Origin of the sequence: Actinokineospora iranica (assembly GCF_900101685.1) — a bacterium.
Classification (GTDB): domain Bacteria; phylum Actinomycetota; class Actinomycetes; order Mycobacteriales; family Pseudonocardiaceae; genus Actinokineospora; species Actinokineospora iranica.
In genome coordinates, this window is the sequence record NZ_FMZZ01000001.1 from 26,572 (window position 1) to 43,321 (window position 16,750).

The window sequence follows — 16,750 nt, forward strand, 5'->3', positions numbered from 1 at the left end:
GGCCGGGCCGCGCAGGCTTCGCGAGCCCGCCAGGTGCCCATGCGACGCAACGGCGAACCTATCCTCCTGCCGTGTCGGCCCCTGCCTTGCCACTGATGAACGGAGCCCGGACATGGCTGAGCTGACCATCGCGGTCGATGATCTTTCCGGCGCGCGGATCGCGGAGTTTCTGCGGGGGCATACCGAGGAGATGCGGTCCATCACCCCGCCGGGGAGCAAGCACGCGCTGGACCTCGACGGTCTGCGCGAGCCCGAGGTCACGTTCTGGACGGTGCTCGACGGGGACGGCCTGGTTGGCTGCGGGGCGCTCAAGGAGCTTGACGCCGGGCATGGGGAGATCAAGTCGATGCGGGTGGCGGGGGAGCGCATGGGACAGGGGGTGGGGTCCACGCTGTTGCGGCACATCATCGGTGTCGCCGTCGAACGCGGATACTCGCGGTTGAGTTTGGAGACGGGGTCGTTCGGGTTCTTCGCTCCCGCTCGCGGGTTGTACGCCAAGCACGGGTTCGAGGTGTGCGGGCCGTTCGCCGGGTACCGGGAAGATCCCAACAGCGTGTTCATGACCAAGGTGCTGGGCACCTGACGAGCTGGGACGCGCGGGAATGCCGTGCCTCGCCGTGATCGGTTCACCGGATTCCGCACAGTGACTGACCTGACTGACCTGACTGACTTGACTGCCCTGACTGACCCGCGCGGGTGAAGTCGAGACCAAGCTGTAACACGTACCGTGCTTGGGCCGACTCAGCAGGCACGAGTGCAGGAGGAATCAATGTCGATCGATCCGGCGCACCTGCCCCTTCTCGGCAACGTCGAGCCCGCCGATCCGCCTTCGCCGGTCCGCGCGGCGAGTGTGCTGCTGCTGGCCCACGTGACCGTGACCGGGGGCCATCTCGCCCTGGTCTGGGCCAAGACCGGACAGGACCTGTCCCTGTTCGCCGTCCCCTTGGGACTGATCGTGTGGTTCGCGCTCAGCGTGCGCGGCGGCCGGGACTGGGCGCGGCTTGCCGTGCTCCTGGTCGCGCCGCTGGTCTTGCTGTTGACACTGACCGTGTCGTCCGGGGCGGTGGACCTCGCCGCGGTCGCGTTGTCCGCGCTGCTCGTCGGCTGCTCGGCGCACCAGATGTTCCGGGCCGACGTCGCCGACTACTTCGCGCAGGCGGGCGACCAGGCCGACCGGGTCTGAGCCGCCCACTGCCCGACACGGCACACCAGCCGCCACCCGGCCACGCCCACGGCCAGTGTCACGGCCAGCACCGTCCACTTCGGCAGGTGCGGCAGCAGCGCCAGGAACACGACGTAGTGGGTCAGGTACAGGTAGAGCGAGGCCCCGGCGAGCAGGCCGACGAGCCGGACCACCGGCGCGGGCACCGACAGCCGAGGCACGAGCAGCACCAGCAGCAGGCCGCCGCCGACGATCGCGTCCCGCAGCGGGTCCTCGAAGTGGCCGGGCACCAGCACCAGGGTCAGCACGATCACCGCCAGCCGCTGCGCGTCGGTCGCCGCGCGCTGGGCGGCCCACCCCAGGGCGAACAGCCACAGCACGCCGTGGGTGCTCATGTCGCGGGCGGAGAACACCGGGTCGTGCCCGGCCGGGATCGCCGCGACCAGGGCGGCGACCAGCACGGCCAGCGCCACCGCGAACCCGTGCGCCCGTTGCAGCCGCCGGATCGCGGGCACGGCGAACAGCAGCGCCATGAGCAGCAGGATCTGCACCAGCGCCTCGACGTACCAGTAGGCGATGGTGCCCGTGCGGGCGTAGTTGTTCACCAGCAGCACGTTCGCCACGGTCACGTTGTCGGCCTGCGTCGCCCGCCACGCCAGCCACAGCACCGCGGGCGCCGCGATCCTGGCCGCCGCCCGCGCGACGCGCCCGGGCACCCGGTCCGGGGCGGCCAGGGCGAACCGGGCGAAGCTCCACCCCGCGATCGCCAGCAGCAGGTGCGCGCCGCCCCAGACCTGGGTCACGCCGATGTGGGTGGACACGACCAGCGCGATCGCCGCGGCGCGCAGCACGATGTTGGTCTCCACCGACCGGAGCCTGCGCGCCCTCGGCCGCAGCCGCTCCAGGTCGCCGACCGCCATGGTGTGCCAGCCGTCGGGCACGTGGCCCAGAGCCTTCTCCAGCGCGATGGACACCCGCACGTAGGTCAGGGAGTCGCCGCCGAGGCTGACGAAGGTGTCGTCGTCGGCGATGCGCGGGCGGTGCAGGACGCGCTCGTAGATCCGGCGCACCGAGACCGGCGCGTCCTCGGCGGGGGCGGTGATCGCGGCGTAATCGACCTTGCCGGTGGCCAGGCGGGGGAGTGCGGCGAACTCGCGCACATGGACTTCCGGCAGCCCCACCTTCCGGCGGACCAGCGCGGCGGCGGCCGCGCTGTCCTGCCCGGACACCAGGCCCAGCGTGATCGCGGTGTCGTCGCCCGCGACCGCGGCGCGGAACCCGGCCGCGGCGAGCACGCGCTCCACCTCGTCGAGGTCGACCCGCAGGCCGAACGGCTTGACGAACCGGCTGGCCCGCCCGATCACCTCGTAGAGCCCGTCGTCGGCGCGCCGGGCCAGGTCGCCGGTGGGCAGCGCGTCGAGCGTGGCGCCCAGCGCGAGGTCGGCGGGTGTGCGCGCGTAGCCGAGCATGACATTCGGCCCGCGGTAAACCAGTTCCCCCGACGGCCGGATTTCGAACGAACCCCCCGGAATGGGCACCCCGATCGCCTCGGGCCGCGCCGCCGCGAGCTCAGACGGCAGGTACGCCATCCGCGCGGTCGCCTCGGTCTGCCCGTACATCACGTAGAACCGCCAGCCGCCGCGCTCGGCCAGCCGCGCGTAGTGCCGCACCCGCTCCGGGGCGAGCCGCCCACCCGCCTGGGTGACATACCGCAGGCTGGGTAAGTCGAGGTCGCCGAAACCGGCCCGGTCGAGCAGGTCGAAGGTGTGCGGCACGCCGTGCACGCTGGTGCCGCCGCGCGCCCGGAAGTCCGCCCAGAACCCGGGGTCCACCACCGACCGGTCGTCCAGCAGCACGGCGGCGCCGCGTAAGAGGTTGCTGTTAAGCACGGACAGCCCGTAGCAGTAGTGCATCGGCAGCGTTGTCGCCGCGCGGTCAGTGTCGCGGATGTCGAGGTAGGTGGCGATGGCCTCGGCGTTGGCCTGCACATTGGCGGCCGAGAGCCGGACCAGCTTGGGCGAGCCGGTCGACCCCGAGGTCGACAGCAGCAACGCCAAGTCCGGATGCAGGTCGTGCGCGCTGCCCGCCCGGCGTTCCCGCAGGTCATCCCGGACGACGACGTCCGGGTCGTAGGCCTCGACCAGCGCGTCGACGCGGTCGGGCGCCGCGAGCAGCACCGGGTGGCCCGCCCGCAGCGCGGCCAGGTAGGCCACGATCGGCTCCACCGCGTTGCCTGCCGCCACCAGCACCAGACGGCGGGTCGTGCCCAACCGTTCCGCGGTCTCGGCTACCCGCGCCGCCAGCTCACGGTAGGTAGTCTGAATCTCATGGGAAGTAACGGTGTCGCGGCCGATCAGCGCAGGCCGGTCACCGAACCCGGCCAGCGCCTCGGCTAACGGGACTCCGACGCGCTGCGGGGCGCTGGGAGCGGGCACGGCGTCAACCTCGGCGTCAGACGGTCAGGAACCGGCTGAGCATAGGCTAACCAAACCGGGATTTCACACCCTGTTCCGGATACCCGAACTCGATCCCGCTCACGTCGTCCAGCGCCGCCCGGATCGCCGCGGGCAGGGTCAGCTCCTCCGCCGCCAGCGACCCGCGCAACTGAGCGGTGTCCCGCGCCCCGACGACCGGGGCCACCACACCCGGCCGATCCCGCACCCAGGCCAGCGCCACCGCCAGCGGCGAGGTCCCCAGCCCGTCCGCAGCCGTCACCACCGCCTGCACGATCCGCGCCGCCCGCTCCGTGCGGTGCTGCTCGACATACGGCGCGAACCGCGCCGAGGCCCCGCGCGAGTCGGCCGGGGTGCTCGTGCGGTACTTCCCGGTGAGCACACCGCGCCCCAGCGGCGCCCACGGCAGCACACCGATCCCGTGGTGCGCGCACGCCGGGATCACCTCCCGCTCCACGCCCCGCTCCAGCAGCGAGTACTCGACCTGCGTGCTGACCAGCGGCGCGCCGCCCGCGACACACGCCTGCCGGGTCGCGGCCGTCGCGGTCTGCCAACCGGAGTAGTTCGAGATGCCCGCGTAGCGGACCTTGCCGCTGCGCACCGCGGCGTCGACCGCGGACAGCGTCTCATCCAGCGGCACAGACTCGTCCCACGCGTGCAGCTGCCACAGGTCGATGTGGTCGGTGTCGAGCCTGGTCAGCGACGCCTCCAGGGCCGTGAGCAGCGCGCCGCGCGACGCCCCGCCGCCGAAGGGCCCGTCGTGGCGGCGGGCGACGGCCTTGGTGGCGAGCACGACCTGCTCGCGCGGGACGAGATCGTCGAGCAGCGCGCCCAGCACGCGTTCGCTTTCGCCGTCGGCGTAGATGTCCGCAGTGTCCACGAGCGTGCCGCCCGCCTCAACGAAGGCCGCCAACTGGCTCGCCGCCTCACCGGCGTCGGTGTCCCCGCCCCAGGTCAACGTGCCCAGCGCCATCCGGGACACCCGCAGCCCACTGCGCCCGAGGTGTCGTTGCTCCACGAGCACGGAGCCTAGGCGGCCGACCCCGGGCACCGGACGCGCCACTCCGGACGACTGGTGGAACGGCGTTACCCATGGGTAGTGTCGGTCCGTGCGACTGGGACTGAACATGGGCTACTGGGGCGCCGGGAACGACGCCGCGAACCTTGAGCTGGCCAAGGAGGCGGACCGACTCGGCTACTCGGTGGCCTGGGTCGCCGAGGCATACGGCTCCGACGCGCCCACGGTCCTGGCCTGGGTCGCGGCGCACACCGAGCGCATCGACATCGGCAGCGCCATCCTGCAGATCCCCGCGCGCCGCCCCACCATGACCGCGATGACCGCCGCGACCCTCGACACCCTCTCCGGCGGCCGGTTCCGCCTGGGCCTCGGCGTGTCCGGCCCGCAGGTGTCCGAGGGCTGGTACGGGGTCAAGTTCGACAAGCCGCTCGGCCGCACCCGCGAGTACGTCGACATCGTCCGCCAGGCGCTGCGCCGCGAACGGGTGAGCTACCAGGGCAAACACTTCACGCAGCCGCTCCCCGACGGCCCCGGCAAGCCGCTCAAGCTGACCGTGCACCCGGTGCGCGAGCAGATCCCCATCTACCTCGCCTCGATCGGCCCGAAGAACCTGGAGCTGACCGGCGAGATCGCCGACGGCTGGCTGGCCATCTTCTACTCGCCCGAGCACGGCAAGGAGTCCCTGGAGCTGATCGCCCGGGGCCGCGCCAAGGCTGGCAAGACCCTCGACGGCTTCGACGTCGTCCCCACCACCCCCATCGTCGTCGGCGACGACTGGAAGACCGCCGCCGACACCGTGCGCCCCTACGCCGCACTCTACGTGGGCGGCATGGGCAGCCGCGAGCAGAACTTCTACAACAACCTCGCCTGCCGGATGGGCTACGAGGCCGAGGCGGCCGAGACCCAGAACCGCTACCTCGCCAAGGACTACGCGGGCGCCGCCGCCGCGGTGCCGCTGGGCTTCCTCGACTCGACCGGGCTTCTCGGCCCCAAGGAGCGCATCGCCGAGAAGATGCAGGCCCTGGCCGAGTCAGGGGTCACCACGCTGACCGTTTCACCGATCCTGCAAGATCTTGAGCAAAGCAAGGCGGCCCTGCGCGTCGCCGTGGAAGCTCTGGATCTCGCGGGAGTCGGTAGTTGACCTGGTTTCAAGCCATAATCCTCGGCATCGTCCAGGGATTGACCGAGTTCCTCCCAGTCTCGTCCTCCGCGCACATCCGCGTCGTCTCCGAACTCTGGTTCGGCGCCGACGCGGGCGCCTCGTTCACCGCCGTCATCCAGCTCGGCACCGAGGCCGCGGTGGTCATCTACTTCGCCAAGGACATCTGGCGGCTGCTGCTGGCCTGGTTCCGCGGCCTGGGCAGCGCCGAGGCCCGGCGCGACCCGGACTACCGGCTCGCCTGGTACGTGATCATCGGCTCGGTCCCGATCAGCGTGCTCGGCGTGCTGTTCAAAGACGAGATCCGCTCCGGCCTGCGCAACCTGTGGATCACCGCGTTCGTGCTGATGGTGTTCGCGGTGTTCCTCGCCATCGCCGACGAATCGGCCAAGCAGAACCGGGACAAGCTGACCATGAAGGACAGCGTCCTGATGGGCTTGGCGCAGGCCATGGCGCTCATCCCCGGGGTGTCGCGCTCCGGCGGCACGCTCACCGCGGGCCTGTTCCTCGGCCTCGACCGCGCCGCCGCCGCCCGGTACTCGTTCCTGCTGGCCATCCCGGCGGTCTTCGGCGCGGGCATCTTCAGCATCCCCGACGTCCTCGACCGCAGCGGTCCCGGACTGCAGGCGAGCATCCCGCAGACCATCGTGGCGACGGCCGTGTCGTTCGTCGTCGGCTACGCGTGCGTGGCCTGGCTGCTCAGGTACATCTCCAAGCACAGCTTCATGGTCTTCGTCTGGTACCGCATCGCCCTCGGCGCGCTGCTGTGCGGGCTGCTGGCCACCGGCGTCGTCTCCCCGACCTGATCGCCTGGGGCGTGTCGTGATCCACCGGACACGCCCTAAGCTCGGGGAGTGGCCACAGTCGTACTGCTTCGGCATGCCCGCTCCACCGCCAACAACTCCGGCGTGCTCGCGGGCCGCAGCGAGGGCGTGCACCTGGACGAGTCCGGCCGCGCACAGGCGGCCGGACTCGTGGACCGGCTCGCCGACGTCTCACTGCACGCGATCGTGACGTCCCCGCTGCTGCGCTGCGCGCAGACGGTGGCGCCGCTCGCCGAGGCCCGCGCGCTCACCCCGGTGACCGAGGAAGCGCTGGCCGAGGTCGACTACGGCTCCTGGACCGGCAAGGCGATCAAGGACCTGCTCGGCGAGCCGCTGTGGAAGGTCGTGCAGCAGCACCCGTCCGCGGCGGTCTTCCCCGACGGCGAGGGCCTGGCCGCCGTGCAGGCCCGCGCGGTGGCCGCGGTGCGCGCCCACGACGCCCGGGTGACCGCCGAGTTCGGCGACCGGGCCGTGTGGCTGCTGTGCAGCCACGGCGACGTCATCAAGGCACTGCTGGCCGACGCCCTGGGCCAGCACCTGGACGCCTTCCAGCGAATCGTGGTCGACCCGGCGTCGGTCAGCGTCGTCCGCTACACCGAGACCCGGCCGTTCGTGCTGCGGATGAACGACAACGGCGGCCAGCTGAGCGGCGTCGTCCCCCCGGAGCCCAAGCCGGACGAGGACCTGGAGCGGGCGGGCGAGGCGACCGTCGGCGGCTCGACCGGGCGCTGACTCAGCGCGCGAGAAGCTGCACCTGGGCCAGCCGTGGGGAGCCGTCGAAGACCAAACGGTGGTGGCGGTATCGGCCCGGCGCGGCGACCTTGAACGGGCGGGTCTGCCTGCGCCACCGGAACTCCTGCCCGACGCGGGTGTCGAGCACCTGCCAGGTGCGGCCGTCCGTCGAGCCGTCCAGCGTCCACCCCGCGGGGTCCGGCCCGGTCGCGGCGGAGGTCAGCGTGTAGATCAGCACCTCGGCGGGGTCCGTCACGACCTCGACGGGGGCGCTCACCACGGTTTCGGTAGCGGCGGTGTCGTCGAACAGCGGACCGCGCGATCCGGCGGTGATGTCCCGCAGCGGCGGGCCGTCGCCCAGCGCGGGCGGCAGGTGCCCGCAGCCCCACGTCGACGGCTCGGGTCCCAGGGTGAACTCCAGGCGGGCTCCCGCCGCGACCACGTCGTGGTCGATCCAGGCGCGCTCGTGCGGCTCGCCGTCGACCAGCAGGCTCTGCACGTAGACGCCGGTGCCGTTGGCCGTCACCACCAGGTCGCGCCCGTTCTCCAGGTGCACGGTGGCGCGGGGAAACAGGGGAGAGCCGATGGCGTAGGAGGGGCTGCCGACGCGCAGCGGGTAGAGGCCAAGGGCGCTGAAGACGAACCAGGCCGACATCTCTCCGTTGTCCTCGTCGCCGCAGTACCCCTGGCCGATCGCGCTGCCCTGGTAGAGCCTGGCCAGCACGTCGCGGACCTTCTCCTGGGTGCGCCACGGCCTGCCGAGGTGGGTGTAGAGGTAGGCGATGTGGTGGGCGGGCTGGTTGCTGTGCCCGTACTGGCCCATCCGGACGTCGCGAGCCTCGGTCATCTCGTGGATCACGGTGCGGTACGAGCCGGGATACCGGGCGGTCTCGGGCGTGGCGAAGTACTCGTCCAGCTTGTCGGCCAGCGCGTCCGGCCCGCCGTGCAGGGCGGCCAGGCCCATCGGGTCGTGCGGGACGGCGAACGCGGCCGTCCAGCCGTTGGTCTCGGTGCAGTCGTAGCCCCAGACCCGCGGGTCGTAGTCGGCGGGGGACCAGCGCCACCCGCCGTCGCGGCCCTGGAAGAAGCCGACCGACGGGTCGAAGTGGTGCGCGTAGTGGCGGGCGCGGTCCAGGAAGTACGCGTGGTTGTCCTCGTCGCCGAGCGCGGCGGCCATGGTGGCGATGCCGAAGTCGTTGACGCAGCCCTCCATCGCCCAGGACATGCCCTCGTGCACGCTGGTCGGGGTGTGGTGCAGGAAAATCGACCGGTCGAGGCCCTTGCGCCCGACCGACTCGTTCGGCGGGACGACCGTGGCGTTGCGCAGCGCGGCGTCGTAGGCGTCGCGGGGGACCGGCACGCCCTTGGCGTGGGCGTCGGCGAACGCGACGTCGGAACTCGTGCCGGTCATCAGGTTGGCGTAACCGGGTGAGGACCAGCGCGCGATCCACCCGCCGTCGCGATATTGCTGCACGAATCCGTCGATCAGCTCGGCGCAGCGGGTGGGGGAGAGCAGGGCGTAGGCGGGCCAGCAGGTTCTATACGTATCCCAGAAGCCGTTGTTGACAAAGATTTTCCCGGCCTTGACCGCTGGCGGGTCGACCGGGCTGGCGTAGCGGGGACCGGTGTCGGTGTCCTCGTACCCGGAATTGGGATACAGGAACAATCGGTACAGGCACGAGTAGAGGGTGGTGAGCTGGTCGTCGGTGGCGCCGTCGACCTCGATGCGCCCCAACACCTCCGCCCACGCCACGCGGGCTCGCTCGCGCACCTGGTCGAACGACAATCCCTCGACCTCGCCGAGATTGCGCCGGGCCTGATCCGGGCTGATCAGCGACGTCGCGATCCGCACGGTCACCACGGTCCCCTCCGCTTCGGGCTCGAACCGCAGGAGCAGGGCGCGTTTGCGGCCGAACCGCCGGGTGACCTCGGTGATCTCCCGGTCCACCGTGGCGTGGACGTGCATCCGCCCCGCGCCGACAGATAGTCCACTTCGGACATCGGTGTGCCCGGTGACCACGTTCCCGTCGACCCGCACGGCGCCCTGCCGGTTCACGTTGTCCAGCACCAGGTTCGCCGGGCCCGGCGGAAAGGCGAACCGCAGCACGGCGGCGTGGTCGGCCGGGGCGACCTCGGCGCGCACCCCGTTGTCGAAGCGCACCACGTAGTGGTGCGGGAGCGCGGTCTCGTTCGCGTGGTCGAAGGTGAGCGCGCGGGCCCGCCTGCCCAGGCTCGTCCCCGTCGTGGGCATGAGGTGGAAGGTGTGCCGGTCGCCCATCCACGGGCTCGGCATGTGGCTGAGCCCGATGGCCTGCAACGCGGGCCGGTTCACCGCGGTGTTGCCCCGGTGGTACTCGTAGGACCAGTTGGTCACGGCCGCGTTGGTCACCGGAATCCAGAAGTTGAACCCGTGCGGCACGGCCGTCGCGGGCACGGTGTTGCCCCGCGAGAACTTCCCGCTGGAATGCGTGCCCCGCGTCGTCACCACCCGGTCGACCGGATCGGCGGGCCGGGCGGGCGGCGGGCCGATGACCAGGTCGTCCAGCCAGCCGGAGAACTCCGCAGGCCCGTGCGGCGAGTCGTAGGTCAGCAGGATTCGGGCGACGGTCCGTCCCTCGGCCACGGGTCCGAGCCGCACGACCCGCTGGTTCCACTGGTCGGGGAACAGCGCCCGCGACTCCCCTTGGCCGCGCGCGGTGAACGGAAACCCGAGGTGGTCGGTCGCCGCCAAGTCCGATAGGCGAGTCCCGTCGTCGAACGCGAGATCCACCGCGACGAACGTCGCCGGATACCGCAGATCTCCCAGCTCCGGGAAGACGACATAGGACAGCTCGGTGTCGGCGTCGACCCGCAGATCGGACGTGAACAGCCGGTTCGTCACCCGCGCCTCACCCGGCGCGGTGTGCTCGCCCTCGTAGCGCAGCGCGCGGACGCCGGTGAACCCGACCCGAGTCTTCGCCGCGGGGGCAACCGCGGGCCCAGAGCCGACCCACGTCCGCAGCCGCACCCCGTCCGCCGCACCGCCCTGGTCCGGCGTGTCCGTCCAGGCGGGCACCGGGTCGGCCGCTTCAAACGACGTGCGGAAGACGTCCATCGAACCAGGTTACGGCGAAACCGGGTCCGATTCCGCCTGACGAACTACCGCCCCTGCCCGCGAACCCGACCAGGGGCCACTCTTCCCGGGCTTCCTCTTCAGATCCACTACCGACATGTCAATTTGCCTATCTTGTATCAAGATAATAAGAAGGGTAAGAGTCAACCGTGGTTCCATTGAGAAACACCACCTACTGACCCACAAAAGACGCACTGAGGCCCAGGGGCTGGGCTTGCTGGCGCGGCAGAGGTGGGCGGAGGTGCGGGTCGCGGTTCCCACGGCGACGGCCTTCTCGGTGAACACGCAGTTCTGGCCGTTGGCGCTGTTGCGATACAGGTACACCACCCCCGTGCCGGGAGCCGGTCGCGTCGAGGTTCTCGTGGTCGATTCGGAATGGTTCGCAGCGCGACCTGTGACTGCCTGTCTCGGCGCTAGTCCGTGCGATCGGCGGGCCTCGACGTCGCCGTTGTCGGTGCCGCGCATGGGGATTGCGCGTTCTCGGCCTGGTGTAGCGGCAGGTCAAGTAGGGTTTGCCTTCCTGTCGACAGTGGAGGGAGCACGATGGCGCCGGGGGTCGGGGAGCTGTTCATCGCCGAGGTGGACCAGGAGGCCTGGCGGCGACCGCTGGTGCCGTGGGTCGTTGGCGGGGGCGCGGTGGCGTTGACCGGTGTGGTGCTGTTGTTGGCCGGGTGGGTCGATCGGTTGCTCGGCTTGGTCGTGGTGGTCGCGGCGCTGGCGGTGGTGGCGGCGAAAGTGGGCGCGTACGTGGCGCGGCGGAAGCGGCGGGCGTCGCCGTTCACGGTGGATGTGACGGGGATGCGGTTGCCGACGGGGCAGGGTCCGGCTTTCCTGCCGTGGGACGCGCTGCGGTCGGTCGTGGTCGACGGGCCGACGCTGTATGTGCGGGTGCGGCCGAGCATCACGCCGAGCACGCCGGGGGTGGAGGGGCTGCACCGGCGGGACGCGTGGCCGGTGGCGTCGGGGCCGGGGCTGCCGGTGGACACCCGGCTGTTCACCCGCGACCGGGACGAGATCGTGGCCGCGGTGCGCTCGTTCTCCGGTGACAGTGTGCGCATCGCGCAGGCCTGAGCATCACTCAGTTGGAGTGATCACAGAACGCCGTCGCACCACTACAGTTCGCGCTGGACCGGCTGGGCCGTACTCCGGTGTCGAGCGTGGGAGAGGTGGTTCGGGCGGTGATCTCCAGTGCCGATCTTCGACATCGGGCGCGCTCGCCGCTGTTGGACCTGGTCCGGTTGACCCCGGTGATGCGGCGGGGCGCCGGTGCGGGGCCGGTGTCCGTCGAGGTGGTCGCGAGTGCCGAGGACACACCGTTTCTGGCCGCGGTGACCGGGTTTTCGGCGTTATCGATCTGCCCGCTGTCACCGGTGGTCACCCGTTCGGTGGCGCAGGGGTGTGGGCCCGCGGAGTTGGCCGGGGTGCTGGATGTCGCGGGGTCGGCGCGGGTGTTGTTGGTGAGCGTGCCGTTGGTGGACGGGACGACGCGGGAGAACCGGGTGCTGCACGAGGTGCTGGACGAGGCGGCGGTGCGCGGGGTGCCGGTTGTGGCGGCGGCGGGTGCGGCGTCGAGTGTGCTGACTCGGCATCCGTGGGTGTTGCCGGTGTTGTCATGCACGGCGTCGGGTCGGGTGAGTTGGTTCGTGGATCTGGACCCGGATGTGGAGCCGCGTGGGCTGTTGGCTCCGGGGGAGGATGTGCCGGGTCCGCATGGGGCGGCGACCGGGAACGGGATCGCCGCCGCGGTGGTGGCGGGCGCGGCGGCGTTGCTGTGGTCGTTGTTCCCGAAGGCGTGTGGCGGGCAGGTGCGGTCGGCGTTGCTGATCGGGGCGACGCATCCGCGTCGGTTCGGGCCGCCGTTGCTCGACGCGGAGCGGGCGCACGAGTTTTTGAGCAGGCACGCAGGTTAGGACCTAGTCGGGTCGGGCGGCTGCGCCCGCGAGCAGGTTGGCGATCATCGGGCGCAGGACGCGTTCCGCGCCGTCGGCGCCGTGAAAGCCCGCGATTTCCAGCAGGACGAAGCCGTGGGTGGCGCTCCAGAGTTGGGCGGCGAGGGCGCGGGGGTCGTCGGGGCGGACGAGGCCGCGGTCGATGACGGCGGCGACGAACTCGGCGAGGACGTCGAAGGTGGCCAGGGCGGCCGCGGCCGTGTCGTCCGGAGCGTCGGGGGCTTCGCCCGCGTGCGGGTCGTGGGGCTCCGGGGATTCGGTTTCGGTGGCGGCGGTGGGGTCGCCGAGGGCGGCGCGGTGGCCGTTGATGGCGGTGACGCCGAACATCACCCGGTATAGCTCGGGGTTGGTGATGGCGTGGTCGCGGTAGGCGCCGCCGAGCGCGACCAGGTCGGCCATCGGGTCGTCGGTTCGCTCGACGGTGGCCAGGGTGTGGCCGAGGCGGGTGAATCCCTCGGCGACGATGGCCTGGACCAGGCCTGCCATGCCGCCGAAGTTGGTGTAGACGGCCATGGTGGATGTGCCGATCTCGGCGGCGAGTTTGCGGGTCTGCACGGCGTCGGGGCCGCCGGTGGCGAGCAGGTCGATGGCGGCGGCGACGAGGCGGTCCCGGATGTCCATGCTTGCCATTCTGGCATAACCACGTTATACCTGTCGCCATAACCGCGTTATGCGATTGGGGAGGTCCCGTGGGGAACAGCTACCTGGAAGGCAACTACCGGCCGGTGCGGGAGGAGAGCACGCTCACCGGGTTGTCGGTGACCGGGGCGATCCCCGAGCACCTCGACGGCCGGTACCTCAAGATCGGGCCGAACCCGGTCGCGGAGGTCGACCCGGACACCTACAACTGGTTCATGGGCGACGGCATGGTCCACGGTGTCCGCCTGCGCGACGGCAACGCCGAGTGGTACCGCAGCCGGTGGGTGCGCACACCCGCCCTGGGCGGCCCGAAGGGGGCGCCGGGGACGCTGGACACGCTGGGAGCCAACACGAACGTGCTCGCGCACGCGGGCCGCACGCTCGCGCTCATCGAGGCCGGGGTGTCCGGCTACGAGTTGTCCGACGAGCTGGACACGCTGCGGGCGTGCGATTTCGATGGGACTCTGCGCGGCGGCTACACCGCGCATCCGCTGCGGGACCCGGTTTCCGGGGAGTTGCACGCGGTGTCGTACTTCTTCGGGTGGGGCGACAAGGTGCGGTACACCGTGATCGGGGCGGACGGTCGGCTGCGGCGCCAGGTGGACATCGAGGTCGGCGGCAGCCCGATGATGCACAACTTTTCGCTGACCGAGAAGCACGTCGTGTTCTACGACCTGCCGGTGACCTTCGATCCTCGGCTGGCGGTGGGGCCGGAGGTGCCCGCGGCGGTGCGCCCGGCGGCGCGGTTGGTGCTCTCGGCGGTGATCGGGCGGGTGCGGGTGCCGGACCCGATCGCGGCGGCGATGGGGACGCCGCTGCGGCCGAACGGGCCGCTGCCCTACCGGTGGAATCCGGGGTATCCGGCGCGGGTGGGGGTGATGCCGCGCTCGGGCGGCTCGGCCGACGTGCGCTGGTTCGAGATCGAGCCGTGCTACGTCTACCACCCGTTCAACGCCTACGACGACGGCGACCGGGTGGTCCTGGACGTGGTGCGGCACCCGAAGACGTTCGACACGAACATCGCGGGACCGGCCGAGGGGCTGCCCACGGTGGAGCGGTGGGTGGTGGATCTGGCCGCGGGGGCGGTGTCGTCGTCGCGGGTGGACGATCGCCCGCAGGAGTTCCCCCGGGTGGACGAGCGGGTGGTGGGCAGGCGGCACCGCTTCGGCTACAGCGTCGCGTTCGGCGCGGACGGTCTGGCCGGGACGCTGCTCAAGCACGACCACGGCACGGGTTCTGCGGTGGCGCGGGAGTTCGGCCGGGGCCGCTCGATCGGGGAGTTCGTGTTCCACCCGAACAGTGCCGACGCCGCTGAGGACGACGGTGTGCTGATGGGGTACGTCCACGACGCGGCGGCCGACCGCAGTGATCTGGTGCTGTTGGACGCGGAGACCTTGGCGACGGTGGCCGCGGTGCACCTTCCGACCCGGGTGCCCAACGGGTTCCACGGCAACTGGGCGCCGACCGGGAACATGGCTTAGCGGTCCATGCGGTAGCCGAGTTTGAGCAGGGTGGAGATCGGCGGATAGCAGGCGATGCGGTTGTGGACTCTGGCCGCGGTCTCCAGGCGGGCGGCGGTGGTGCGGCGGCGCATTCCGCGCACGACCGCCGCTGCGCAGGCGAGCAGCAGGGCGCAGCAGGCGGCGAAGACGGCGAGGCCGCCGGGGTCGAGTGGGGCGAGCCCGTCGACGAGCATGATCGCGATGAGCAGTGCAGCGCCCGCGGTGGCGGCGCCCGCGGTGGCCAGGCCGGTGGTGCCGAAGATGATGTAGCGCGACCAGCAGGAGTCGCAGCAGGGGATGTCGACGGTCCTGGGCTGGTTGGCGGTGTGTTCGAGGGTGATGCGCAGCAGGGGCTGGCCCGCGCGTTTGACGCAAAGCCAGCACGGGCCGGAGATCCACTGGGGCAGCGGGGCCGGTGGGCGGGTGGGTTCGGGGGTGGGGAGCCGCGCCGCGCGGGCCCGGTCGTGGTCGGCGCGGGCGGCGGGGTCCATCAGGGTCTCGTAGGCATGGTGGACGCGGTGGAACCGGTCGACGTCGCCGCCCAGGTCGGGGTGCGCGCCGCGGGCCTGTCTGCGGTACGCGGCCTTGATCTGCTCGGCCGTGGCGTCCTGGGACACACCGAGGACGTCGTAGTGGTCGGCTCCGGGCACGCTGCTTCCCCCGTCGATGACAGCGCCGTCATCTTAGGCCCTGTCTCGAAGTGCCGGTGCGTGTCAGTCGTGATCGGGGTGGTTCCTGGCGGTGCGGCCGCCGGCGCCGCTCGTACCGGTGTCGTACTTGGGTGTCGTGGCCGTGCCGTCAGGGGCCGCACCCGGCGCGGCTGGCGTGTGCCGGTACTTCGAGACAGGGCCTAGTGCGGCGATCTTGGCTGGCGGCAGGCGGTCAGCAGTCGGACAGGAACCGGTCGAGGACCTCGACGCCGAAGCGCAGGCCCGCGACGGGGACGCGTTCGTCGACGCCGTGGGCCATGGCGCGGTAGTCGAACCCTTCCGGCAGCAGCAGGGGCGCGAAGCCGAAGCACTCGATGCCCAGGCGGGAGAAGGCTTTGGCGTCGGTGCCGCCGCCCATGCAGTAGGGGACGACGACGGCGTCGGGGTCCTGGGAGCGCAGCGCGGCGGCCATCGCGTCGAACCAGGGGGAGTCGACGCGGGCCTGCACGGGGGGCTGGTTGGTGATGAACTCGCGGCGGATGCCGGGGCCCAGGAGCCGGTCGACTTCGGCGAGCAGGTCGTCTTCTGTGCCGGGCAGGACGCGGGTGTCGATCTGGGCTTGGGCGACGCTGGGGACGACGTTGACCTTGTAGCCCGCGGAGAGCACGGTGGGGCGGGTGCTGTTGCGCACGACGTTCTCGACCAGTTTCGCGGCGAGGCCGAAGCGGGCGATGGTGGCGTCGACGCCCGCGTCGGTGGCCAGGTCGACCTCGACGCCGAGGGCGGCTCCGGTGCGTTCGAGGAAGGCGCGGACGGTGGGGGTGAGCACGACGGGCCAGGGGTGGGCGGCGAGTCGGTGCAGCGCGTCGACCAGTTTGACCACGGCGTTGTCGTCGTTGCGGCGGGAGCCGTGCCCGGCGCGGCCGGTGGCGGTGAGCAGCAGGTGCGCGGTGCCGCGTTCGGCGGTGCCGATCGGGTAGAGCGGGACGAGCGTGCCGTCGGCGCGGCGCACGGGCATGGTGTAGGCGCCGGATTCGCTGATGGCGGCGGCGCAGCCGTCGAAGAGGTCGGCGTGGTGGTCGACGAGCCAGTGGGCGCCGTATTCGCCCGCGTCTTCCTCGTCGGCGACGAAGGCGACGACGATGTCGCGGCGGGGGACGCGGCGTTCGGCCGACCAGCGGGCGAGGACGGTGAGGACGGTGGCGCACATGTCCTTCATGTCGACCGCGCCGCGGCCCCAGACGTAGCCGTCGCGGATTTCCCCGGCGAAGGGCGGCACGGTCCACTCGGCCGGGTCGGCCGGGACGACGTCGAGGTGCATCTGGACCAGCAGGGCGGGCAGGTCCGGGTCGGCGCCGGAGACCCGGACCACGACGTTGCCGCGGCGGGGGGCGCGTTCCAGCAGGGTGGGTTTGAGGCCCGCGTCGGTGAGCCGGTCGGCGACGAACTCGGCCGCGTCCCGTTCGCCGTTGCCCTGCCCGTGGCCTCGGTTCGTGGTGTCGAACCGGATCAAGCGGGCGCACAGGTCCTCGACCGCCTCGGTCATGGTC

14 protein-coding genes are annotated in these 16,750 nt (G+C 71.6%); 8 read left to right on the forward strand and 6 right to left on the reverse strand.

Translation table 11 applies throughout. The annotated features are described in order from the left end of the window. Positions 1 to 112: 112 nt before the first annotated feature. A complete protein-coding gene (locus BLS56_RS00140) occupies positions 113 to 583 on the forward strand; it encodes a GNAT family N-acetyltransferase (RefSeq protein WP_228771245.1) in 471 nt (156 codons plus the stop codon). 186 nt (positions 584 to 769) lie between these two features. Next, a complete protein-coding gene (locus BLS56_RS00145; RefSeq protein ID WP_091446786.1) occupies positions 770 to 1,183 on the forward strand; it encodes a hypothetical protein in 414 nt (137 codons plus the stop codon). Here BLS56_RS00145 and BLS56_RS00150 read toward each other — a convergent pair. Both BLS56_RS00150 and BLS56_RS00155 read right to left on the reverse strand, forming a co-directional pair. Further along, positions 1,144 to 3,597 (reverse strand): non-ribosomal peptide synthetase, encoded by a 2,454-nt coding sequence (locus BLS56_RS00150; protein ID WP_091446789.1) that lies wholly within the window; start codon positions 3,595 to 3,597, stop codon positions 1,144 to 1,146. The genes BLS56_RS00145 and BLS56_RS00150 overlap by 40 nt on opposite strands. Positions 3,598 to 3,643: 46 nt before the next feature. After that, positions 3,644 to 4,633: an aldo/keto reductase gene (locus tag BLS56_RS00155; protein WP_175482579.1), complete on the reverse strand. Its 990-nt coding sequence runs from the start codon at positions 4,631 to 4,633 to the stop codon at positions 3,644 to 3,646. Between the two features lie 91 nt (positions 4,634 to 4,724). On the opposite strand from BLS56_RS00155, the gene BLS56_RS00160 reads away from it, so the two are divergent. From BLS56_RS00160 to BLS56_RS00170, 3 genes are read left to right on the forward strand one after another with little or no spacing between them, the layout of a single operon-like run. Further along, positions 4,725 to 5,774, forward strand: a complete 1,050-nt coding sequence (locus BLS56_RS00160; RefSeq protein WP_091446795.1) for an LLM class F420-dependent oxidoreductase — start codon at positions 4,725 to 4,727, stop codon at positions 5,772 to 5,774. Next, positions 5,771 to 6,598 carry an undecaprenyl-diphosphate phosphatase gene (locus BLS56_RS00165; RefSeq protein WP_091446797.1) on the forward strand — a complete coding sequence of 276 codons (828 nt, stop codon included), beginning with the start codon at positions 5,771 to 5,773 and terminating at the stop codon, positions 6,596 to 6,598. The genes BLS56_RS00160 and BLS56_RS00165 overlap by 4 nt, the downstream gene beginning before the upstream one ends. A gap of 48 nt (positions 6,599 to 6,646) precedes the next feature. Continuing rightward, the gene (locus BLS56_RS00170) at positions 6,647 to 7,348 is read left to right on the forward strand and encodes a histidine phosphatase family protein (RefSeq protein WP_091446800.1); all 702 of its coding nucleotides are present in this window, start codon (positions 6,647 to 6,649) and stop codon (positions 7,346 to 7,348) included. A 1-nt stretch (position 7,349) separates the two neighbouring features. On the opposite strand, the gene BLS56_RS00175 is transcribed toward BLS56_RS00170, so the two are convergent. Then, complete coding sequence (locus BLS56_RS00175; RefSeq protein WP_091446802.1) at positions 7,350 to 10,442, reverse strand: GH92 family glycosyl hydrolase; 3,093 nt, start codon at positions 10,440 to 10,442, stop codon at positions 7,350 to 7,352. A gap of 561 nt (positions 10,443 to 11,003) precedes the next feature. Between BLS56_RS00175 and BLS56_RS00180 the strand changes: the two genes are divergently transcribed. Further along, positions 11,004 to 11,531: a hypothetical protein gene (locus BLS56_RS00180; RefSeq protein WP_091446803.1), complete on the forward strand. Its 528-nt coding sequence runs from the start codon at positions 11,004 to 11,006 to the stop codon at positions 11,529 to 11,531. A 107-nt stretch (positions 11,532 to 11,638) separates the two neighbouring features. After that, positions 11,639 to 12,370 (forward strand): hypothetical protein, encoded by a 732-nt coding sequence (locus BLS56_RS00185; RefSeq protein ID WP_091446804.1) that lies wholly within the window; start codon positions 11,639 to 11,641, stop codon positions 12,368 to 12,370. A 3-nt stretch (positions 12,371 to 12,373) separates the two neighbouring features. Here the strand turns inward: BLS56_RS00185 and BLS56_RS00190 are convergent, their stop codons facing one another. Then, entirely contained in the window at positions 12,374 to 13,030 is a 657-nt protein-coding gene (locus BLS56_RS00190) for a TetR/AcrR family transcriptional regulator (protein WP_175482580.1), read from the reverse strand. A gap of 68 nt (positions 13,031 to 13,098) precedes the next feature. On the opposite strand from BLS56_RS00190, the gene BLS56_RS00195 reads away from it, so the two are divergent. Then, positions 13,099 to 14,529 carry a carotenoid oxygenase family protein gene (locus BLS56_RS00195; protein WP_091446807.1) on the forward strand — a complete coding sequence of 477 codons (1,431 nt, stop codon included), beginning with the start codon at positions 13,099 to 13,101 and terminating at the stop codon, positions 14,527 to 14,529. Here BLS56_RS00195 and BLS56_RS00200 read toward each other — a convergent pair. Together BLS56_RS00200 and BLS56_RS00205 are read right to left on the reverse strand one after the other, a co-directional pair. After that, positions 14,526 to 15,200: a J domain-containing protein gene (locus tag BLS56_RS00200; RefSeq protein WP_091446809.1), complete on the reverse strand. Its 675-nt coding sequence runs from the start codon at positions 15,198 to 15,200 to the stop codon at positions 14,526 to 14,528. The genes BLS56_RS00195 and BLS56_RS00200 overlap by 4 nt on opposite strands. A 232-nt stretch (positions 15,201 to 15,432) precedes the next feature. Continuing rightward, positions 15,433 to 16,746 (reverse strand): M20/M25/M40 family metallo-hydrolase, encoded by a 1,314-nt coding sequence (locus tag BLS56_RS00205; protein WP_091446811.1) that lies wholly within the window; start codon positions 16,744 to 16,746, stop codon positions 15,433 to 15,435. Between the last annotated feature and the right edge of the window lie 4 nt (positions 16,747 to 16,750).

What these genes read in the sequence shown, in the direction of transcription:
- BLS56_RS00205 (WP_091446811.1), bottom strand. Translation starts at nt 16,746, where the DNA reads ATGACCGAGGCGGTCGAGGACCTGTGCGCCCGCTTGATCCGGTTCGAC.
- BLS56_RS00175 (WP_091446802.1), bottom strand. Translation starts at nt 10,442, where the DNA reads ATGGACGTCTTCCGCACGTCGTTTGAAGCGGCCGACCCGGTGCCCGCC.
- BLS56_RS00190 (WP_175482580.1), bottom strand. Translation starts at nt 13,030, where the DNA reads ATGGACATCCGGGACCGCCTCGTCGCCGCCGCCATCGACCTGCTCGCC.
- BLS56_RS00140 (WP_228771245.1), top strand. Translation starts at nt 113, where the DNA reads ATGGCTGAGCTGACCATCGCGGTCGATGATCTTTCCGGCGCGCGGATC.
- BLS56_RS00145 (WP_091446786.1), top strand. Translation starts at nt 770, where the DNA reads ATGTCGATCGATCCGGCGCACCTGCCCCTTCTCGGCAACGTCGAGCCC.
- BLS56_RS00180 (WP_091446803.1), top strand. Translation starts at nt 11,004, where the DNA reads ATGGCGCCGGGGGTCGGGGAGCTGTTCATCGCCGAGGTGGACCAGGAG.